The organism is Exiguobacterium sp. s40, assembly GCF_018617905.1.
Taxonomy (GTDB): domain Bacteria; phylum Bacillota; class Bacilli; order Exiguobacteriales; family Exiguobacteriaceae; genus Exiguobacterium; species Exiguobacterium mexicanum_A.
Genome location: NZ_JACSLC010000020.1, coordinates 12798 through 32136, shown reverse-complemented (window position 1 = coordinate 32136; position 19339 = coordinate 12798). Strand labels below are relative to the sequence as shown.

Below are 19339 nucleotides of genomic sequence, written 5' to 3'. Positions count from 1 at the left end.
TGACCCCGGAACAATATCGGGGCCATCTGATCGCCGCATAGAAAACGTGGGCTTTTTATTAAACTGTCCATTTTACGGGGCTCAGTTCACAAGTCGCTCCCGGGGGCCTCTTTGTTATAAATCTACTGAGTTATGTCCCAGCCTCGTTTTTTAATGGTTCCACGGATGGTCGCTCCATTCGCGGCGTTTTTTCGTGATGGGTACTTTTTTGAATCCCCAGTTACGGAAATCTTGGTCAGGACTTTCTTTACGAATGTAAATCTTGTCCTTGATGGCTTTGAAGATCCGATTCTCATCCCCATAATGGACGAACCGTGGTTTCACTTCGATGACGCCGCGACGTACACGCGAGAGCGGGAGGCAGACGAGGTCAGCGATTTCAAGCCCAGACTGATAGATTGTGTTCTGTTTCTCCGAGAAGATGAAACCTTTAATCTTTTGTCGGCTCTTCTCGACGTCGAGATGGACCGTCCCTGAATTGAAGATATCGAAGAATGCTTTTTGGATGAGCAAGTTTTGATAGTCGTCTCGCGACTCCAAGACGACACGGGCGCTGACCGCTTCTGTCTCTTCTAAGAATGCATAAAACGATTTCATCAAGTGGGCGAAGGCGACGACGTACGGGTCTTTCGGCGTTGAATAGAAGTCGTGAAGCTTTTGTTTATCGACCTCGACGCTGATGATCGTACAGTTGATATCGCGTAGGAAGTCCGGCAACTTGTTCCAAAAGTCACGAAGCATATCGATCGTGATGCCATCCTCTTTCCCATACGGATGCTCGGCCTTTAAAATCTCTTTTAAATGGAGCGGGATATTCTCCGTCTTGAACACGTCGCGTTTGAAGGCATGTAACCGGCGCTTCAACTCGCACGGCATCCCGGCCTCGTCGGCATCGATCGCATATTTGTATTCCATCAATACGCCGGTGAGGTTGAACTGGGTATTTCCTTTTGGCGTGCCCGTCTCATCGACGAACATGACATACTTCTTTTGTGTTTCCATCTTACTCCTCCAACCATGGCTCAACTGTTTATCCAAGCGAGCCTGCTAATTGTTTTCCAACCTTGGTTTACATTGCTTATTGCGCACTTTTTCAAACTTACGTCAATCTGCGTTTAATCTGTCTTGATTATGGCTAATAAGTAGAAGACTTATTTCAGAAAAATAAATAGCTCTTCCGTAACAAGGTCGTGTCAATTTGACTACACAATGAACTACCTACTAGTTTAACATACGTGAGTTTGGTACGATATGGATTGCGGAAAATCCACACAGGAGTCGAGCGACAGAACTCGACAATCAGACTTCAGACGGAAGGAACGGCTGGACCAACCTGTTAAACTAGAGACTAGGGGTGACGACATTGTTCCATTATCCGAACGGGAAAAAGCCGAAACCTGCGGCAACGCCGGTCCGCTCTAATCCGCAGACGTATGCGAATCGAGGCATGAACCTTGAGACGCTGCTGAACGACACAAATGAGTTTTACCGACTTCATGGACGAGCGGTCATCCATAAGAAGCCGACACCGCTGCAAATCGTGAAAGTCGATTACCCGAAACGGAGCGCGGCGAAAGTGACCGAGGCGTATTTCAAGCAAGCGTCGACGACCGATTATAACGGGGTGTATCGCGGGAAGTACATCGATTTCGAGGCGAAAGAGACAAACAATAAGACGTCATTTCCACTCGGAAACTTCCACGACCACCAAATCAACCACATGCGTGAGTGCGAGCGGCATGGAGGGGTTTGTTTTGTCATCATTCGGTTTAGCCGCTATAATACGCAATATGTGTTATCAACGGAGCAATTATTAGTTTGGTGGGAACAGCGCGAATCGGGACGGAAGTCGATTCCGCTCTCCTATATCGAGCAAGAAGCAATTGAAGTTCCAACCCGGGCGATGCCCGCCGTCGATTATTTGACGGCGATTGAGGCGTGGCTCGATTGAAATAGAAGGAGTGAAGCGTGAATGGAACGAAGTCGGATGGCACGTCGACAAGATACGACGAGCAATAAACGTAAACCAGCGGCCAAAAAGCCGAAACAAAAAACGAAGAAGTCGAAGTTTCGACGCATTTTAACGATTTTAGGGATTTTATTCATTATCGGCGTCATCGCCGGCGCCGCATACACGGCGTATGCGATCGCGACGGCACCTCCGCTCGATGAAGAGAAGTTGGTCGATACGTATCCGATCCAACTATTATCAGCTGAAGGCGAACCGCTCGAAGGAAGTGGACAAATTCGGGAGTACGTCTCCATCGATGAAATTTCAGAAGTGATGCAACAAGCGGTCATCTCAATCGAGGACCGTCGCTTCTATGAACATAACGGGATCGACTTGCGCCGTATCGGCGGCGCCGTTGTCGCGAACTTGACGGACGGCTTCGGGGCCGAAGGTGGTTCGACAATCACGCAACAGCTCGTCAAACAATCGTTCTTGTCGACCGACAAGAAATTGAAGCGGAAGCTGCAAGAACAGTGGCTCGCCATCAAACTTGAGCGCGAATACACGAAAGAACAGATTCTCGAGATGTACTTGAATAAGAACTATTACGGTACAGGCGGATATGGTGTCCAAACGGCATCGAAACGCTACTTCAATAAGCCGGTCTCAGAAGTGAATTACCAAGAGGCGGCCATTTTGGCGGGTCTCCCGCAACGTCCGAGTGCCTATGACCCAATCAACGGGGACCAGGAACTGACGCGTTATCGTCAAGAGCAAGTGCTCTCAGCGATGAAGCGTGACGGTCATATCACGGAAGAAGAATACAACCAGGCGCTCGACGTCGAGATTGCGGACGTCATCTCGCCAGGTGAAGAAACAGAAGAAGAGACGTACACGCGCTCCATTTACGCTCGCGTCCAAGCCGAGCTCGAGGAAGACTACGGTCTCGAGCAGGCCGACATTTACGGGACGGGCTTGAAAGTGTATACGTCAATCAATAAAGATTTGCATACGAAGTTCAATAACGACATTAAGAACGATAACGTCAACCTTCCAACAAGTGAGTTCCCAGAAGATCTTCGCATGGGCGCGACCGTGTTGAATACGAAGACGGGTGAAATCGTCGCCGTCATCGACAGTGAACAAGCGAAACAAGGCGATAAGAACTATCGCGACTATTCGCGCGAGAAACGCCAAATCGGGTCGACGGCGAAACCGTTCTTCGATTACGGTCCAGGGATCGAGAACGCACAGTGGTCGACTGGGAAAGTCTTGATTGATAAAGAGTTTGACGAAAGCGAAACTTTTAAACCAGGGAACTACTATCCAGGGTTCCGCGGTGCCAACACGATGCGTTACTATTTGACGGTTTCTGGTAACACTCCAGCCGTCCGTGCCTTCTATGAAGTACAGGAAGAGTTCGGTTCGGAGGCGATTGAGTCGTTCGTCGAGAACGTCGGCATCGAGCCGGCGCGTGCGGGTGACGAGATTCTGCCGGCAAACAGTCTTGGTGTAGCAGAAGCGAGCACGACACAAATGGCGGCTGCTTACGCTGCGCTCGGCACGAACGGCATGTATACGAAGCCGCACTTGATCCAAAAAATCGAGTTCAACGACGGCTCGACGATCAACTCGCCGATCAAAGCGAAGCAGGCGATGGAAGATTATACGGCTTACATGTTGACGGATATGCTTCGTGACGTCGTCAGCGGTTCGAACGGGACGTATGAACCAGGCGCGTTCCCGTACGACGTCGCCGGGAAGACCGGGACGACGAACGATGAAAAGGGCGAGGAGAATGATAAATGGTTTACCGGCTATACGACCGATTACTCAATTTCGGTATGGACGGCTCGTGCATCAAATGACATACCCGTATCGTTGTTTAAACCGAACTACGCCCAATATTACTTCGAGTATATGATGCAAGAAGTGACGAAAGCGACGGGTCAACCGGATCGCTTCCAGCAACCGGAATCGGTGCTCTCGCTCGGAAACGAGTTGTACGTCAAAGGAACGAAACCAAAAGACTTGCAGCCGGACAAACTCGCCGCGCCGACCGGCGCATCGATTGACTACGATGTGCCAGGCGAGACAGGTACGCTCTCGTGGTCATACGACAAGCAAGCAGTCGAAGCAGCTGGTTACCAAGGACTTTCGTTCACCGTGACGGAGACACGTCCGGACGGTAGCGAGCGTGTCGTCGGGACGACCGAAGACACGAGCATCGCCATCTCTGGCCTCGGTGAAGGGGAGACGACGTTCACGATTGTCGCCAACGCGACGAACGCGCTCGTCGGCGATCAACAGTCGAGCCCGCTCCAAACTTCCTACACGGTCGAACGGAGCGAGGAGCCTGCTGCCGAAGAGGAAGAAGAGCCAGCCACGGAAGAGACGCCTCCTGAAGAAGAAGGCGAGCAAACCGATGGTGAGAGCAACGAGAACAATGGCAATAACGAAAACAATGAGAATAACGGAAACGACAACAACACCGAAGACGAGAACACGGAAGAACCGACCGAAGAAGAACCGACAACCGATGAGACAGACGGGGAGTCGGATTCGGAGGGGGACGTCAGCCGTCAATCGACGTCAGACTCGGATGACCGTAACAACGGCAACGGGAATGGCAACGGGGGTCGTGACTAATCTGACTCACAGGAAACAGGGCGACATCAGCGCCCTGTTTTTCTGTTTCGTTTGCTATAATGAAAAGAAAGCGAATAGGATGGTGACACATGGTACAACTCTCATTGAAACGTAAGATGAAAGTATTGTTTGTGATCGACCGACTGCAAGAGGATGATTTAGGCATCCCGTTACATGGCGTCAATGGCTTGAAGATGGGCCGATTGCTCCTCGAGGAATCGATTCCGTTCGGACGCTTGATTGATGATCAAGCCGTGGCCGAGGCCAGTGGCCATCCCTATTTGAAACGGATCGGCGTTGAGACGATGTTTCTCGGCGACGAGTCATATTACCCTGAACTTCTGCGGGGCAAGCGCCAAGCGCTCGCGACGCATGAAGATTATCATAAAGCGGTGCAGCGTTACACGAAGCATTTACAAGCGGTCCACTCGAAGTGCACGAAGCTACATACCATCGTCTTGTTCGGACGGTCGACGCAACGGTTGTATGACGATGCGATCACGCGTCTCGAAGAAGAGAATGAGCATGTCGCCGATTCGTTCAAAGCGATGGACGTGCTCCGTTTGCCGGCCGTCCATCGGCTCGTACATGACGAACGGATCAGCCAAGTCAAGGCTGTCGTGGAACGTCTTGCACCTTCGAAATCGTAAAGAAGGTGAACTCTATGCGGAAAAAAAGTTCCGTGGAAGAAATGATTCAGACGCTCAAGACCGACCCGGGTTTCTCGGGCAACGTGACGCATTGGCACACGGTCGAGGCGAAGCCGGCCCGGTATTCGCCGATTCCATCGAGCGTCCCGCCAGATCTCGTCCGGGTGCTGCATGGCCGCGGAATCGAACAACTGTACACCCATCAGGCCGAAGCAATCGAGCAGACGTCTCGAGGCAACTCGACGGTCATCGTCACCCCCACTGCTTCCGGGAAGACGCTCTGTTACAATCTGCCGGTTTTATCGAAAATGATTGAACAACCGAATGCCCGGGCGCTCTACTTGTACCCGACGAAAGCGCTCGCCCAAGACCAAAACAGTGATTTGATGGAGATGGTCGAGGCGCTCGAAGGTGACCTCCGCTGTTTCACTTACGATGGGGACACGGCGCCAGCGGCTCGTACGAAAGTACGGGACGCCGGCAATATCGTCATCACGAATCCCGATATGCTTCACTCTGGAATCTTGCCGCATCATACGAAATGGATTCGCTTGTTCGAGAACTTGGAATATATCGTCGTCGACGAGTTGCACACGTACCGAGGGGTATTCGGTAGCCACGTCGCCAACGTGTTTCGTCGTTTGAAACGGATCTGTGCCTATTATGGGAGCCATCCGAAATGGATCATGACGTCAGCGACGATCGCCAACCCGGTCGAGCTGGCTGAACTGTTGACCGAAGAGGACGTCGTCCTTGTCGACAACAACGGGGCGCCCCAAGGGAAGAAACATTTAATTTTCTACAATCCGCCCGTCGTCAATGAGGCGCTCGGGATTCGTCGGAGCGCCACGCTCGAGACGAAGCGGATCGCCTCAAAGCTCGTCGAAGCGGATATTCAGACGATCGTCTTCGCCCGCTCACGGGTACGGGTCGAGGTGTTGTTGACGTATTTACAAGAACTGACGCGGCGCGAGCTCGGACCAAAATCGATCGTTGGCTATCGGGGCGGCTACTTACCGTCGGAGCGTCGTGAAATCGAGCGTCGGCTCCGTAACGGTGAGATTAAAGCTGTCGTCTCGACGAATGCGCTTGAACTCGGCGTCGATATCGGCCAGTTGCAGGCGTGTGTCTTGAACGGCTATCCGGGCACGGTCGCCTCGATGTGGCAACAAGCGGGCCGGGCCGGACGCCGTCATTCCGAGGCGCTCGTCATTTTTGTCGCCTCGTCGTCTTCGCTCGATCAACTCGTCGTCGAACAGCCCGATTTGATTTTAGACCGGTCTCCTGAAGCGGCTCGTCTCGACCCGAACAATTTAATCATTCTCGTTGACCATATGAAATGTGCCGCCTTCGAACTGCCTTTCTCAAAAGGGGAACGATTCGGCACGGTCGAGACGGAAGAGATTCTCGATTTCTTGACGGACGCCCACATCTTGCATGAACGGGCCAATAAATATTATTGGATGACGGACGCATTCCCGGCTCATGACATCTCGCTGCGGACGAGTGACCAAGAGAATGTCGTCATCGTCGACCAGACCGCGAAAAACCAGGTCATCGGTGAGATGGATACATTCAGCGCGATTACGTTACTACATGACGAGGCCATCTATTTACATGGGGCCGAACAATACCAAGTCGAACGACTCGACTTTGAAGAGAAGAAAGCTTACGTCCGACGTGTCGACGTCGACTACTATACGGACGCCAATTTGGCGGTCGAACTGAAAGTGTTGGAAGAGAACAAGACGACCGGCGTGAAGACGTTTGGAGAAGTATCGGTCATCGCGATGGCGACACTATTCAAGAAAATCAAGTTCGGGACGCATGAAAATATCGGTTCCGGGCCGATTCATTTGCCGGAACGAGAACTGCACACGACGGCGACGTGGTTCACGCTCGACGAACGGTTCGCCTACTCGGAGGCCGACATGGAAGATCAGCTCGAAGCGGTCAGTGATCTATTGCGGCGGCTCGCCCCGCTCTATTTGATGTGTGACACGCTCGACTTGTTCACGACGATTCAAATGAAAGCGACCCATACGAATAAACCGACCGTCTATTTATACGACCGCTACCCAGGCGGCATCGGGCTGAGCGAGGCGCTTTATCGCGACGCCGATGAGGTCTTGGATGCAGCCATCCGTACGGTCGAGGACTGTCCGTGTGAGAGCGGCTGTCCGCGGTGCGTCGGCATGATTGGGTACGGTGATTTCAAACAGCAGGTCGTCCAGCAGTTGCATGCATTGAAAGGATCGATATGAAAGCAAAACTATCACGACTCATCAAAACGAATGAACCGAAACAAACGGCCGTGACGCCGGACGACGTTGAACAGGCGAAGTGGCGGGCCCGAGGTGGAGAAATCCTGACGTTCGAACAAGAGTGGTGTGTCCGCTTGAAGCAGATTTATCCGCTCGACGAGACGTACCACGACTTTACGTTCGGAGAGGCAAAAGCCTCACTCGCGACATCGACCCATCCCTTTTTCCAAGTCGATGTCCCGTCCGAGCAGGTGTTGTTCATGGATACCGAGACGACCGGGCTCCGCGGATCGGGGACCTCGATCTTTTTGATCGGATTCGCGCGTTTCCAAGATGAGCATCTCGAGATGATCCAATACGTGTTGCCTCATCCCGCGTTCGAGACGGCGTTTTATTATCACTTCTTGAACGACATCGGCGACGAGGTCCGTTTCGTGACGTATAACGGAAAATCGTTCGACTGGCCCCAAATCAAAACAAGGCACACGTTCGTCCGCTCGAAAGTGAAGGCGTTACCGGCCGTCGGCCATGTCGATTTGTTGCATGCCTCACGGCGATTGCTGAAACCGACGCTCGAATCGGTATCGCTCAAGGCGGTCGAGGCACATTTCGGCCACGCCCGGACGGACGACTTGCCCGGCTTCTTGGCCCCGATGCACTATTTCCAATATGTGAAGGACCGGGAACCGGATATTTTACAGCCGGTCATCGAACACCATCATGCCGATTGTCTAAGCCTCGTCTCGCTCTACAAACGGCTCTGTCATCTCGTCGAAGCCGACGAGACGCCATTTGGTGAAGAACGGGCGCACTGGTTGAACGACCTCGGCAACGCCGAGGCGGCGCTTCAAGAGTACGAGCGGCTCGAACAGCCGACGAAGCGGGCCTTGATGCGTCAAGCGCTCCTGTTAAAACGGACCGGTCAGATGGAGCAGGCGTTGCCGCTGTTCGAACAAGTCGGTACGGTCGAGGCGTTCGTCGAATTGGCGAAATACGCCGAACATCGCGAAAAAGACATCAATCGGGCAATCATCTATACCGAACAGGCCATCGCTTTGGCGGAACGGAAAGAGACGGTGCTTCGACAGACCGCTTTGACCGAGATGCGGGCGCTTCGGCACCGGATGAACCGGCTAGAAAGGAAGCAGTCATGAAAGTTGTCGCCATCACAGGATACCGGCCGCATGAACTCGGCATCTTCAAAGCCGACCATCCCGGTATCGGCATCATCAAGGAAGCGTATGAGCGAAAAATTGTCGAAGCCATCGAGCTAGGAGCCGAATGGTTCATTTTTAGTGGCACGAACGGTTGTGAATTATGGGCTGGAGAAGTATTGTTAGAGTTAAGAGAAACTTATCCAATCAAAATCGCCGTATTTCCACCTTTTTTACAGATGGAAGAGAAGTATAAGCCGTACGAGCAAGAATTGTTCATTCGTTTGCAGCTCGAGGCCGACTTTTTTGAAGCACTGACCCAGCGTCCTTACGAGGACCCGAGCCAGTTGCGGGCAAAAACTGCCTTCTTTTTAGACAAAGCAGCAGGATTAATCACACTCTATGACGAAGAGACGGGAGGAAGCCCACGCTTTCTCGTCGAAGGGGCTAAACGAAAACACCAGATGGAGTTATTCTTGATCACACAGGAAGAATTACGCGTGATCGAAGAAGAAAAACAATGGGAACAACATTGGGAGTGAAAATGATGCAAACTGAATTAACAGCCGAAGCCATTTATAAACAAGAATTCAAGACCGCCCTTCGTGGGTACTCACAAGAAGAAGTCGACCAGTTTTTGGACGTCGTCATCCGCGATTATGAGAAGATGACGAAAGAAATCGAACGGTTGCACCAAGAGAATGAGTCGCTCCGCCGCGGTTCGAACGAACAAGCAGAACCGGTCAAACCGGCCCAGCCTGTCGCGTCGAACTATGACATGTTGCGTCGCATCTCGAATTTAGAAAAGGCCGTCTTCGGAAAACAGGTCGGCCCGAGCGAATAAAGTGAGGAGGTGGAGAAGATGTTACAAGTATTGACGGCCGTCAAAAAAGAACCTGAGAAACGACAGACGAAAGGCTTGTTCCGCACGAAAGAAGAAGTCATCACACCACCGAAATCGTACACGGACGAGATCGTCGAGATTATCCGTCACACATGTCGGTTTGATTGGATGATGATCGAACAAGTCGAGCTTGGTGAGGATGTGCTCGATTATGTATTGGTCGGCCCGAAAGGCGTCTTTTTAGTCCGCATCAATCGGACGACGTCGGCCGTCCATATGACGAACCGTGACTGTCGTCTCGAGACGTCGCTCGGTTGGAAAAACATCTATCCGCATCCGATGGAAGAGCTTGAGCGGATGACGAAGCACGTCAGGAGCGTCCTGAAGAGGCAATGCGGACAAGCAGTCCCTGTCACGTCGTTCTTGATTTTCCCTGAGACATCCCGTCTCAAAGTGGAACGCATCAAAGCCAACTGTGCCGATACGTTTGATGTGATCGATGACGTCATCGCGAAAACGAAGCTCGAGCTGTTATCGGAGGCGACAATCAAACACATCGCCTACTATTGCTCGGAGCGTCAAGTACATAAATGAAAATGGCGCTGAAGCTTCAGCGCCATTTTCATTTCAATAATTGTCGGGCTTGTTCTGCATCTTTACGATGGACGAACAAAGCGACCCGGTCGTCCAAGTTTTTTGCGAGCGGGCGGAACAGGCGCCCGGTCGGCAAGCCGTGTTCGACGCGACACTTGATGCCTTGTTCCGTCAAATACGTATAGTCGTCGAGCAGCGCCTCGCCTTGCTTGCCAAACGCCTCGCCGAAGCAGACCCACTGTAAGTTGCGGACGGCGCGGATTGAGACGAGCACGACGAATGTGATGCCTAAGACGATAATCAATAGCGTTTCCAAATCCAAAGCGTTCAACCCCTTCTTTACATAATTTTAAGGGTGCAACCGCTTGAAAGCAACAACGATAGACCGATATACTCAAAAGAAAGTGAGGGATGACGATGAAAACAACGATTCAATCGCGTCGCGAAGCTGTGACGCTGCTAGAAGACAAGCACGTGCTCTACATCCGCATCCATAACGGGCAGACCGGGATGATCAAACAAACCGAAGACGGAATCGTCGTCGCGATTCCGAATGAAGAGACGGACAAAGTCGATTTCCGCAAGTTAGAGGACATCGAAGCGTTTGAGGCGTTCTACGATTTGACGCTCTCGAAGCCAGGGACGCTTTATTATAACCAAGCGTAAACAAAGCTCCACTCATCTCGAGTGGAGCTTTTGTCATGGTGTCGGCAGCCAAGTGGACATCGTCTCTTGCAACGAATCAGGGCGCAGGTGCCGTTGTTTATGAAGCAAATAGCCGTCCGGTCGGATGACGAGCACGCCGCGCTTCATGAACAATGATTTCGCGAGCTCGTTGCCTTGGTCGAAAAAGGGACGACTCGTCTTCGAGAGCGTGATGATTTGGAAGAACGATTGATGATCGTTCAAATAATCATAGAGTGCGGTCGCATCACGTTTATCATCGTCGAGGATGAGCACTTGGAACCGGCCGTCCGCAATCTCTGAGATTTTGGTGCGCAACCCGTCATCGGTCCGGATGATCTCGATCTCCGGGAAGATTTTGCCCTTGGTGACACGCAAGAACGGAATTCGGGAATGCCCGGGATAAGACAAGTGCAGTTGGGCGATTCGTTCCGTTATTTTTTGGTTGACCAAGTTGACGCGCGTAAAGACGTCGGCGCCGAGCGCTTGGAACGGCAAGAGGACAGGCAACGTCGTCTGTAACACCTCAGTCGCCACGTTCGTCGTCTGAAGTACGTTACGAGCCACGTGTTCACGTTCGTCGCGATACGAGGCGACGACGCGGAACGGGGCACCAGCCTTCAAATGAAGCCACAACTTCCACCCGAGGTTGAACGAGTCGGCGATGCCGGTGTTCATCCCTTGTCCGCCTACGGGTGAGTTGATATGGGCGGCGTCTCCCATTAAAATGACTCGATTGTGGATGAACGAGTCGACCATACGGTTGTGGACCCGGAAGAGCGAGAACCACTCAACTTCGTCGATCTCGACATCCATATGGCTTCGCTGTTCAATCAATTTGCGCAGTTCCGACTCATTGAACGACTCGTCGCTCGCGAGGTTCCCTGTGATGCGAATCGTGTCATCCGTGAGCGGGAAAACTTCTAAGACGCCCCGGTCGGAAAAGAAAATATGCACTTCTTCGCGCGAGATGTTCCATTTGGCTTTCATATCGGCGAGCACCCATGACTCTTTGAACGATTTTCCGCTAAACGGAAGGGCGAGCATCCGACGAATCGAACTGTTCGCCCCATCGGCCGCGACGACGTATTTGGCTTCGATCGTCCGGTTTGATGCATCTGACTCAAGGTGGGCGAGTACTCGAGACGGGTAATGTGTCAACGAGACGAGCGATTCACCGCGCTGGACGGAATGACCGTGTCCGTTTAACGCATCCTCTAAAATCGCCTCGGTCTCGTTTTGGCGTAGCAGCGTCACGAACGGGTACGGCGTGACGAGGCGAGAAAATTCAAGTTTGGCCGTCCATTGACCCGAGAAGTATAGATTGCCTTTCTCGATGGTCCGTGCCCGGCCGAGTACTTCCTTGGCGACATCGAGACGAGAGAACACTTCGATCGTTCGCGGTTGAATCCCGATGGCCCGAGAATTGTTCGACGGGGTTGTCTTACGATCAATAATTTCAAATGAGATCCCATATCTGGCTAACGTCAATCCGAGCGTGAGTCCGGTCGGGCCCGCTCCGACTATCAATACATCAACTTTTTTATCCACCACATCCACCAACTCCTATCGTTAATAATGATATTTCCGACATTTGATGCGTTTAAACGAGGAGACAACGGTGGAAGTGTAGAAACAAAGAGAACGAGGTGGAGAGAATGGACAAATCGTGGATCACGGAACAACAACTACGTGACAGTTTCTCGATGGAAGAAAACTATGAACAGACGGCAGCCGTTTTGATCCCGTTGACCGAGGTCGACGGGACGTGGCACGTCGTCTTTGAAGTACGCGCCCATACAATGCGGCGTCAACCCGGAGAAATCTCATTTCCGGGCGGCCGTCTCGATCCCGGTGAGACACCGGTCGAGGCCGCTGTTCGAGAGACGAGTGAGGAGTTATTACTCGCCTTATCCGATATCGAGGTCATCGGTCGCCTGCAGCCACTCGCGACGCCGCACCGGCAACTGATCTATCCGTTCGTCGGGGTAATTCCACTGCTACCGGACGTGCATCATACGGATGAGGTCGACCATTTATTTTCAATCCCGGTCGAGACGTTGCTTTTGCTAGACCCGTTCCATGGGGAGATGGAATGGACGATGAACCCGGATCAAAATATCCCATTTGAACGGATGGCGAATGCTAAAGCGTACGAAAAACGGGTAATTAAAATGAGAGAACCTTTTTATGAACATGAAGACTACATTATTTGGGGATTGACTGGAAAAATTTTGACACAATTTATTAAACGGCTTAAAGAAAACGTATTCAAACCGATATAATTTCGTTATAATGATAGAAACAAATTTAAGATTGGAAGTGAATGGGTGTGTCTGTAGAATTCGTTGTGGGTGATATCGTCAAGTCAACTCGTGAAGGTTGGGTCGCAGAAGTGACTGCCGTATTGACCAATACGGTCATCGGGGACGTTTCCATCATGGAAGAATTTCAACAGCTTGGTCTCGAATTTGAGAAGCAAGTTTTACTGAAAAAAGATTTGGAATTGATCGAACGCGCCAGCTGACCTTTTAATCGAAAGGGATGATTCAGGTGTCCATTGACAAAAAAGTTCGTGAATGGGAAGAGGCCGGTTTACTTGATGAAGTGACCGGTCAGCGCTTGGTCGAATATGAACATAAGAAATTGGCGGTCGGTGACAAACGTGAGCACAAACCGCCTATTCTTGTGATTATCGGTTCTATTTTGCTCGCACTCAGTCTATTCAGCTTTGTCGCGGCCAATTGGCAAGCGATTCCTGACCTTGTGAAAGTCGCTATTTTCCTCGTGTTTATGGTCGGGATGTATGTGACCGCCGAACGCCTGCAAGTGAAGGCGTCACGCTATGTCACGCTGTTCCGGCTTTTAGGCGTCGCTTTCTTCGTCGCCACGATGATCGTCATCTTCTCCACTTATAATCTGTCCTCGCAAATCCCGCTCTTATTTTGGCTCTTCCTTGCCGTCGCTGTCCTGCATAAATTGATCTATAAGCATCCCATCTACACGTTCCTGGCCGCGCTCGCTGCCTTTTTGGCGGTCATGAACAGTTTTCAAGGCATCGGCATCACGTTGATCGCGTTCGGGTTCCTCGTGACCTGGGTCTGGTTCCATTACGGAGACAACGAGCTCGATCGTATCTTCGCCTGGTTCGGGTTTTATGGCCTCCTCATCACAATCGGTCAATATGCCGGCTACGAAGGACGCTTTTGGCCGCTATGGGCCCTTGCTGCCTTACATGTCCTATTCCTTATCTATCGTGAGCGGGCCCAGTGGAATTATTTGTACCTCTTCGTCGCGGCCGTCCTATCGATCGGTTATTTAATCAATGCGACGGAAGGCTGGTTGTCGCAACGAACGCCCTCGGTCATCGAGGCGACGATCCTTTCGGTCGTCCTCGTCGCCGTCTATTTACTTCACCGACGCCAGGACTTGATGTGGGTCAGTTTACTCGCTGTCATCCCGTTCTCATTATTCGAAGACTCCGGCATCTTGCTAGCGGTGCTACTTGAAGTGGTCGCACTCGCCTATCTCGTCTATCAAGACCACAATCGCAAACCGATCGTGCTTGCTTTCATTTATTTCTTGCTCGTCCAAATGACGATTTACTTCATTTACGTTTGGGATCGACTCGACATTTCGCTGTTCTTCCTCATCGGAGCATTGATCGTCTTCGCATTGTCGCTCGCTTTGTGGTGGCGCAGCCGTAGCCGTACGAGAGGGGATGCTCAGACATGAAACGATTGACGCCTTGGCTAGTGCCGGTTTTGCAAGTAGTGATCGCTGTCGGTTTTATTCTGCTCGTCTATGCGGTCTCCTGGTTCGGAGAGACGTATACGTTCAAAGCGACCTCCTATGAGCCGTACGATCCGTTCTTTGGAGACTTTGTCTATTTGGAATACGATTCGTTCGACGGCAGACAAGATGTCGAATCAGGGACGGTATACGTGTCGTTCAAAACGGGGGACGACGGTTACGCGACCATTGATCGGGTCAGTTCACGGCCGTTCTTCGGTGGCACTCGTGCCAATTACTATGACCGGCAAGTGTATATCGATGACATGAGTTCGTATCGGGTCGCCGAAGAAGAAACGTCGGCGATCGAAGGTGCGAAAACGTTCGAAGTGGATGTCGACGTGGCACCTTGGGGCATGGTTCGCCCCCATGATTTACGCTCGATTGAAGCTGAAACAGAATGACAATCAGATTACAGATTTGTTACACGTTATGTTGTAACGAATCTGTAATTTTTTTCGAAAACGGTTGGTAACCCTAGGTTTATTGTAAATGTTACAGATTGTAACCAGTTCTTTCTTGATGTGTCAGAAATATTTCACTTCGTCAAAATCCCTTCTCGTGATTGAAACGACATGGTAAATTTACTCCTGTTCGTTAGATGACGAGAAAGGTGCTGACCTATTAATGCATTCCTTAAAATATATAATCGCGATTTTATTTGCCGCTGTTGGAACATTCGTGTTTGCTGCGAATGCCGATGCCGCCCAAATTGGAATCGGGACTGAACAGAAAATTGTCCAAAACCCACTTGAATTAGAACGTCAGGCCATTGAGTTGGAGCGCCAACAAGAAATCGAACGCAAGAAACGTCTTGCCGAAGAGAAACGGCTCGCTGAAGAAAAACGTTTAGCCGAAGAAAAGCGCTTGGCAGAAGAGAAAGCCAAACGTGAACAGGCCGAGCGTGAAGCGAAAGCGAAAGCAGAACGTTTGGAAGAAGAAAAGCGCGTCGCTGCCGAAAAGGCACGACAAGAAGAAGCGAAACGCCAAGCCGCAGCAAAAACCGAGAAGAAGCAACAAGCGGCATCAAGTGCGACCGTGACACCGGTCTCGACACAAGGACGTGTCATTCAAGCCGAGTCAACGGCCTACACGAACGATGCAGCTGACAACGGTTCTTACGGGGGACGCGTCTTGACGGCGACAGGTCATGACGTGACAGACTCGATTTATTATAACGGCATGCGTATCATCGCAGTCGACCCATCTGTCATCCCGCTCGGTACGGTCGTTCAAATCGACGGCATCGGCCAAGCGATCGCCCTTGATACAGGAGGACGCATTAAAGGGAACATCGTCGATTTACTCGTCGACACGAAGAGCGAGGCCATCAATTGGGGTCGTCGTCATATCACAATCACATTGCCATAATCTAAAGGTTCTCCTGCGGGGGAACCTTTTTTGTCTCGCCTCGTGGGTTGACAGTCTTTCGACCGCGTCCCAGCACATTTCATTGTTTAACAATCGTTGGAAACGGGCAAACTAATATTTGACTTTCATGAGAAGTTACGAGCCGAGGAGGGGTAGAGTTGATAGAATTCCAAAAAGTATCTAAGCGTTACGAAGACGGGACGTTAGCCGTCAAAGATTTGGATTTAACAGTACGAAGAGGCGAGATTTTTGTCTTGATCGGCCCATCAGGGTGTGGCAAGACGACAACCATGAAAATGGTGAATCGACTGATCGATCATACCGACGGGAAAATTTTGATTGATGGGAAAGAGATTTACCAATTCGATATTTATGAGTTACGCCGCAATATCGGTTATGTACTTCAACAAATTGCCTTATTCCCTCATTTAACGGTCGAAGAAAATATTTCTGTCGTTCCTGAACTATTGAAGTGGCCAAAGCAAAAGACGAAAGACCGCGTGACCGAACTCATGGAAATCGCCGGATTAGATCCCGTCTTGCGGGCTAAAAAGCCGACCGAGCTATCCGGTGGACAACAGCAACGCGTTGGGGTGCTCCGTGCGCTCGCGGCCGATCCTGACGTCATCTTGATGGATGAGCCGTTCTCGGCACTCGACCCAATCAGCCGGGGCCAACTCCAAGACGATATTAAACGCTTGAACGATGAACTTGGGAAAACGATTTTGTTCGTGACCCACGACATGCAGGAAGCGATGAAACTCGGAGACCGTATCGCGTTGATGCGTGACGGCGAGTTGGTCGTCGTCGGGACACCAGATGAAATCAGAGCGAGCACGGACCCGTTCGTCCTCGACTTTACACAACGCGGAAGAGGTGAGGTTGATGCTTGAGACATTCCAAAACCGACGAGGGGAACTCGTCGAGGCGCTCATCGAGCACTTGCAGCTCTCCGTCGTCTCCTTATTGATCGCGGTCTTGATTGCCGTCCCGCTCGGTATTTGGTTGACGCGCCGTAAAAAAGTGGCCGAGACCGCCATCGGTGTCACTGCCATCATTCAAACGATTCCTTCTTTGGCGCTCCTCGGACTGATGATTCCACTTGTTGGGATTGGCGCCTTGCCGGCGACGATCGCCCTCGTGTTGTACGCCTTACTCCCAATTTTACGAAACACGTTCACCGGACTGAACGAGGTCGACAAATCGCTCATCGAAGCGGCACGAGCTTGCGGCATGAAGCCGAACCAGAGCTTGATGAAAGTCGAGCTCCCGCTCGCCTTGCCGGTCATTATGGCCGGGATTCGAACGGCGATGGTCCTCATCGTCGGGACGGCGACGCTCGCTGCCCTCGTTGGAGCAGGTGGGCTCGGGACGTTGATTCTTCTAGGAATCAACCGGAATGACAACTACTTGATTTTACTCGGCGCCATCCCGGCCGCCATCCTCGCTCTCTTGTTCGATTTCTTGCTCCGACAAATGGAAGGCGCGACAGCTACGCGGAATAAGACAAAATTGATTGCTGTCTCTACCGTCTTGGCGTTAATCGTCGCGGCACCGCTCGCGCTCGGTCGCACGCAACAGACCGATCTCGTCGTCGCCGGAAAACTTGGACCAGAGCCTGAAATTTTAATGAACATGTATAAATTATTGATCGAGGAAGAGACTGATTTGACTGTTTCTGTCCGACCAAACTTTGGCGAGACGACATTCGTCTGGGGTGCGCTCCAATCTGGTGATGTCGATATTTACCCAGAATTCACAGGGACGGTACTCGCCAGTCTCGTGAAAGAGACACCGAACTCAAATGACGCTCGCGAAGTGTATGAACAGGCTCGGGATGCGCTGGCAGACGACGGCTATGCCTTGCTTGAGCCGATGCAGTTCAACAACACATATGCCATCGCCATCCCACGCGACTATGCCGAAGAGGAAGGCATCACATCGATTTCTGATTTACGAAACGTGCAAACGGACATTAAAGCCGGCTTCACGCTCGAGTTTACGGACCGGGAAGACGGATACCCTGGACTTCAGCAAGCCTACGGTCTCGACTTCCCGTCGGTCGTCTCGATGGAACAGAAACTCCGTTACCGCGCCATCGCTCGTGGTGACGTCAACCTTGTCGATGCATACGCGACGGACCCGGATATCGCCGAGAATGATTTGCTTGTCCTTGAAGATGATCAACAGTTCTTCCCGCCATATCAAGGGGCACCGTTGCTCAAGCAAGAGACATTAGACGAGCACCCTGAAATCGAGGACGCGCTCAATCAATTGGCCGGTAAAATTACAGATGAAGAAATGTCTGAACTCAACCGCCGCGTCGCGTATGGGAATGAGCGTGCTTATGACGTCGCACAAGACTTCTTGGAGCAGGAAGGTCTCCTATGAGAGCAATGATTATCTCGAATCCAACATCCGGTGCAAGTGAAACGATGCTCGGTGAGGTTGTCGGGACGGTCGAATCCTTGTATGACGAGATTCTGATTCGAAAGACGCTCGGACAAGGAGATGCTGCCCGCTTTGCCGAGGCGAGTGGGTCGTTCGAGCATTTAATCGTCATCGGTGGGGACAGGACCCTGTATGAGGTCGTCAACGGCCTCATGTCACTTCCGAAGGACGAGCGTCCGACGGTCGGCCTCGTCCCCGGTGGTACGTGCAACGACTTTGTCCGTGCGCTCGATTTACCAGTCGAACCGATTGAGGCGGCTCGGTTATTTAAGATGAGTCATGTCCAGCCCGTCGACGTCATGCGGGTCAATGATCGATATGGCCTCAATTTTATTGGGGTCGGCCTGATCGCCGACGCATCGCGACAAATCGATCCGCTCCAAAAAGAATCACTCGGATCCATCGGGTATTTTTTAGCGACAATCCGCCAGTTTCGTGAACTCGACCCGTTCGACGTCCGCATCGAGCAGGACGGAGAAGTCGTCCATGATGGGCCGGTCAGTTTTTTGTACGTCGGAAACGGGGCATATCTTGGTACGGTACCGACAAAGTTACCGACCCAATCGTTCACCGACGGACTCGTCGAAGTCGTGCACAGCTCGGCCATCGGCTTTCCAATGATTCGGCAACTGCTTACGCAACAACTCGGACTCGAACAGTCGTCGCCGGAGTGGGTCCATCTACAGATGTCTCAGCTGACCGTCCATTTGAGCGAATCACAGATCATCGACGTCGATGGAGAACATTTTGAGGCGGACCGATTACACATCGATGTCTTGCCAAGTGAACTGACATTCCTTGTCCCATCCCACTAAAAATCAGACAGAGAAAAGAATTCAGACTTTTCTCTGTTTTTTGTTGTTCTCATTTCTGAACCGTGTTAGTATTTCACTATTATTATGAAAATAGATATGAAAACAGGAAGTAGGGACGGT

The 19339-nt window shown here is 51.5% G+C and carries 20 protein-coding genes; 17 read left to right on the top strand and 3 right to left on the bottom strand.

Going from position 1 to position 19339, the window contains the following annotated elements:
- Nucleotides 1-150 precede the first annotated feature (150 nt).
- Nucleotides 151-1002 carry a DUF3800 domain-containing protein gene (locus KNP02_RS13895; protein ID WP_034777355.1) on the bottom strand — a complete coding sequence of 284 codons (852 nt, stop codon included), beginning with the start codon at nucleotides 1000-1002 and terminating at the stop codon, nucleotides 151-153.
- A 352-nt stretch (nucleotides 1003-1354) separates the two neighbouring features.
- On the opposite strand from KNP02_RS13895, the gene recU reads away from it, so the two are divergent.
- The 8 genes from recU (at nucleotide 1355) to KNP02_RS13855 (ending at nucleotide 10106) form a co-directional block, all read left to right on the top strand.
- Nucleotides 1355-1951: a Holliday junction resolvase RecU gene (gene recU, locus KNP02_RS13890; RefSeq protein WP_084592793.1), complete on the top strand. Its 597-nt coding sequence runs from the start codon at nucleotides 1355-1357 to the stop codon at nucleotides 1949-1951.
- Nucleotides 1952-1972: 21 nt separating this feature from the next.
- A complete protein-coding gene (locus tag KNP02_RS13885) occupies nucleotides 1973-4600 on the top strand; it encodes a transglycosylase domain-containing protein (protein WP_214709985.1) in 2628 nt (875 codons plus the stop codon).
- Nucleotides 4601-4689: 89 nt separating this feature from the next.
- Nucleotides 4690-5250: a hypothetical protein gene (locus tag KNP02_RS13880; RefSeq protein ID WP_251129347.1), complete on the top strand. Its 561-nt coding sequence runs from the start codon at nucleotides 4690-4692 to the stop codon at nucleotides 5248-5250.
- A 14-nt stretch (nucleotides 5251-5264) separates the two neighbouring features.
- Nucleotides 5265-7514 carry a DEAD/DEAH box helicase gene (locus KNP02_RS13875; RefSeq protein ID WP_214709986.1) on the top strand — a complete coding sequence of 750 codons (2250 nt, stop codon included), beginning with the start codon at nucleotides 5265-5267 and terminating at the stop codon, nucleotides 7512-7514.
- Entirely contained in the window at nucleotides 7511-8668 is a 1158-nt protein-coding gene (locus KNP02_RS13870; RefSeq protein ID WP_214709988.1) for a ribonuclease H-like domain-containing protein, read from the top strand. The genes KNP02_RS13875 and KNP02_RS13870 overlap by 4 nt, the downstream gene beginning before the upstream one ends.
- Nucleotides 8665-9210 (top strand): SLOG family protein, encoded by a 546-nt coding sequence (locus tag KNP02_RS13865; protein WP_034777364.1) that lies wholly within the window; start codon nucleotides 8665-8667, stop codon nucleotides 9208-9210. The genes KNP02_RS13870 and KNP02_RS13865 overlap by 4 nt, the downstream gene beginning before the upstream one ends.
- A gap of 5 nt (nucleotides 9211-9215) precedes the next feature.
- Nucleotides 9216-9512: a cell division regulator GpsB gene (gene gpsB / locus KNP02_RS13860; protein ID WP_251129348.1), complete on the top strand. Its 297-nt coding sequence runs from the start codon at nucleotides 9216-9218 to the stop codon at nucleotides 9510-9512.
- Nucleotides 9513-9530: 18 nt separating this feature from the next.
- Nucleotides 9531-10106 (top strand): NERD domain-containing protein, encoded by a 576-nt coding sequence (locus KNP02_RS13855; protein ID WP_214709990.1) that lies wholly within the window; start codon nucleotides 9531-9533, stop codon nucleotides 10104-10106.
- A 28-nt stretch (nucleotides 10107-10134) separates the two neighbouring features.
- On the opposite strand, the gene KNP02_RS13850 is transcribed toward KNP02_RS13855, so the two are convergent.
- Nucleotides 10135-10428 carry a hypothetical protein gene (locus KNP02_RS13850; RefSeq protein WP_251129349.1) on the bottom strand — a complete coding sequence of 98 codons (294 nt, stop codon included), beginning with the start codon at nucleotides 10426-10428 and terminating at the stop codon, nucleotides 10135-10137.
- A gap of 95 nt (nucleotides 10429-10523) precedes the next feature.
- Between KNP02_RS13850 and KNP02_RS13845 the strand changes: the two genes are divergently transcribed.
- Nucleotides 10524-10772, top strand: coding sequence for a hypothetical protein (locus KNP02_RS13845; RefSeq protein ID WP_034779838.1), 249 nt, complete (start codon nucleotides 10524-10526; stop codon nucleotides 10770-10772).
- Between the two features lie 33 nt (nucleotides 10773-10805).
- Here the strand turns inward: KNP02_RS13845 and KNP02_RS13840 are convergent, their stop codons facing one another.
- On the bottom strand, nucleotides 10806-12344 hold the full coding sequence (locus KNP02_RS13840; protein ID WP_235420188.1) for an FAD-dependent monooxygenase: 1539 nt from the start codon (nucleotides 12342-12344) through the stop codon (nucleotides 10806-10808).
- Nucleotides 12345-12448: 104 nt separating this feature from the next.
- Between KNP02_RS13840 and KNP02_RS13835 the strand changes: the two genes are divergently transcribed.
- The 8 genes from KNP02_RS13835 (at nucleotide 12449) to KNP02_RS13800 (ending at nucleotide 19219) form a co-directional block, all read left to right on the top strand.
- A complete protein-coding gene (locus tag KNP02_RS13835; protein ID WP_214709992.1) occupies nucleotides 12449-13075 on the top strand; it encodes an NUDIX hydrolase in 627 nt (208 codons plus the stop codon).
- Nucleotides 13076-13140: 65 nt separating this feature from the next.
- A complete protein-coding gene (locus KNP02_RS13830) occupies nucleotides 13141-13317 on the top strand; it encodes a DUF2187 family protein (protein ID WP_232939448.1) in 177 nt (58 codons plus the stop codon).
- A gap of 17 nt (nucleotides 13318-13334) precedes the next feature.
- Nucleotides 13335-14525, top strand: coding sequence for a DUF2157 domain-containing protein (locus KNP02_RS13825; protein ID WP_214709994.1), 1191 nt, complete (start codon nucleotides 13335-13337; stop codon nucleotides 14523-14525).
- The gene (locus tag KNP02_RS13820; RefSeq protein WP_034777369.1) at nucleotides 14522-14986 is read left to right on the top strand and encodes a GDYXXLXY domain-containing protein; all 465 of its coding nucleotides are present in this window, start codon (nucleotides 14522-14524) and stop codon (nucleotides 14984-14986) included. The genes KNP02_RS13825 and KNP02_RS13820 overlap by 4 nt, the downstream gene beginning before the upstream one ends.
- A 223-nt stretch (nucleotides 14987-15209) precedes the next feature.
- A complete protein-coding gene (locus KNP02_RS13815) occupies nucleotides 15210-15953 on the top strand; it encodes a 3D domain-containing protein (RefSeq protein ID WP_034777370.1) in 744 nt (247 codons plus the stop codon).
- A gap of 158 nt (nucleotides 15954-16111) precedes the next feature.
- Entirely contained in the window at nucleotides 16112-16846 is a 735-nt protein-coding gene (locus KNP02_RS13810) for an ABC transporter ATP-binding protein (protein ID WP_214709996.1), read from the top strand.
- On the top strand, nucleotides 16839-18344 hold the full coding sequence (locus KNP02_RS13805; RefSeq protein ID WP_034777372.1) for an ABC transporter permease/substrate-binding protein: 1506 nt from the start codon (nucleotides 16839-16841) through the stop codon (nucleotides 18342-18344). The genes KNP02_RS13810 and KNP02_RS13805 overlap by 8 nt, the downstream gene beginning before the upstream one ends.
- A complete protein-coding gene (locus KNP02_RS13800; RefSeq protein ID WP_214709999.1) occupies nucleotides 18341-19219 on the top strand; it encodes a diacylglycerol/lipid kinase family protein in 879 nt (292 codons plus the stop codon). The genes KNP02_RS13805 and KNP02_RS13800 overlap by 4 nt, the downstream gene beginning before the upstream one ends.
- The last annotated feature ends 120 nt before the right edge of the window (nucleotides 19220-19339 follow it).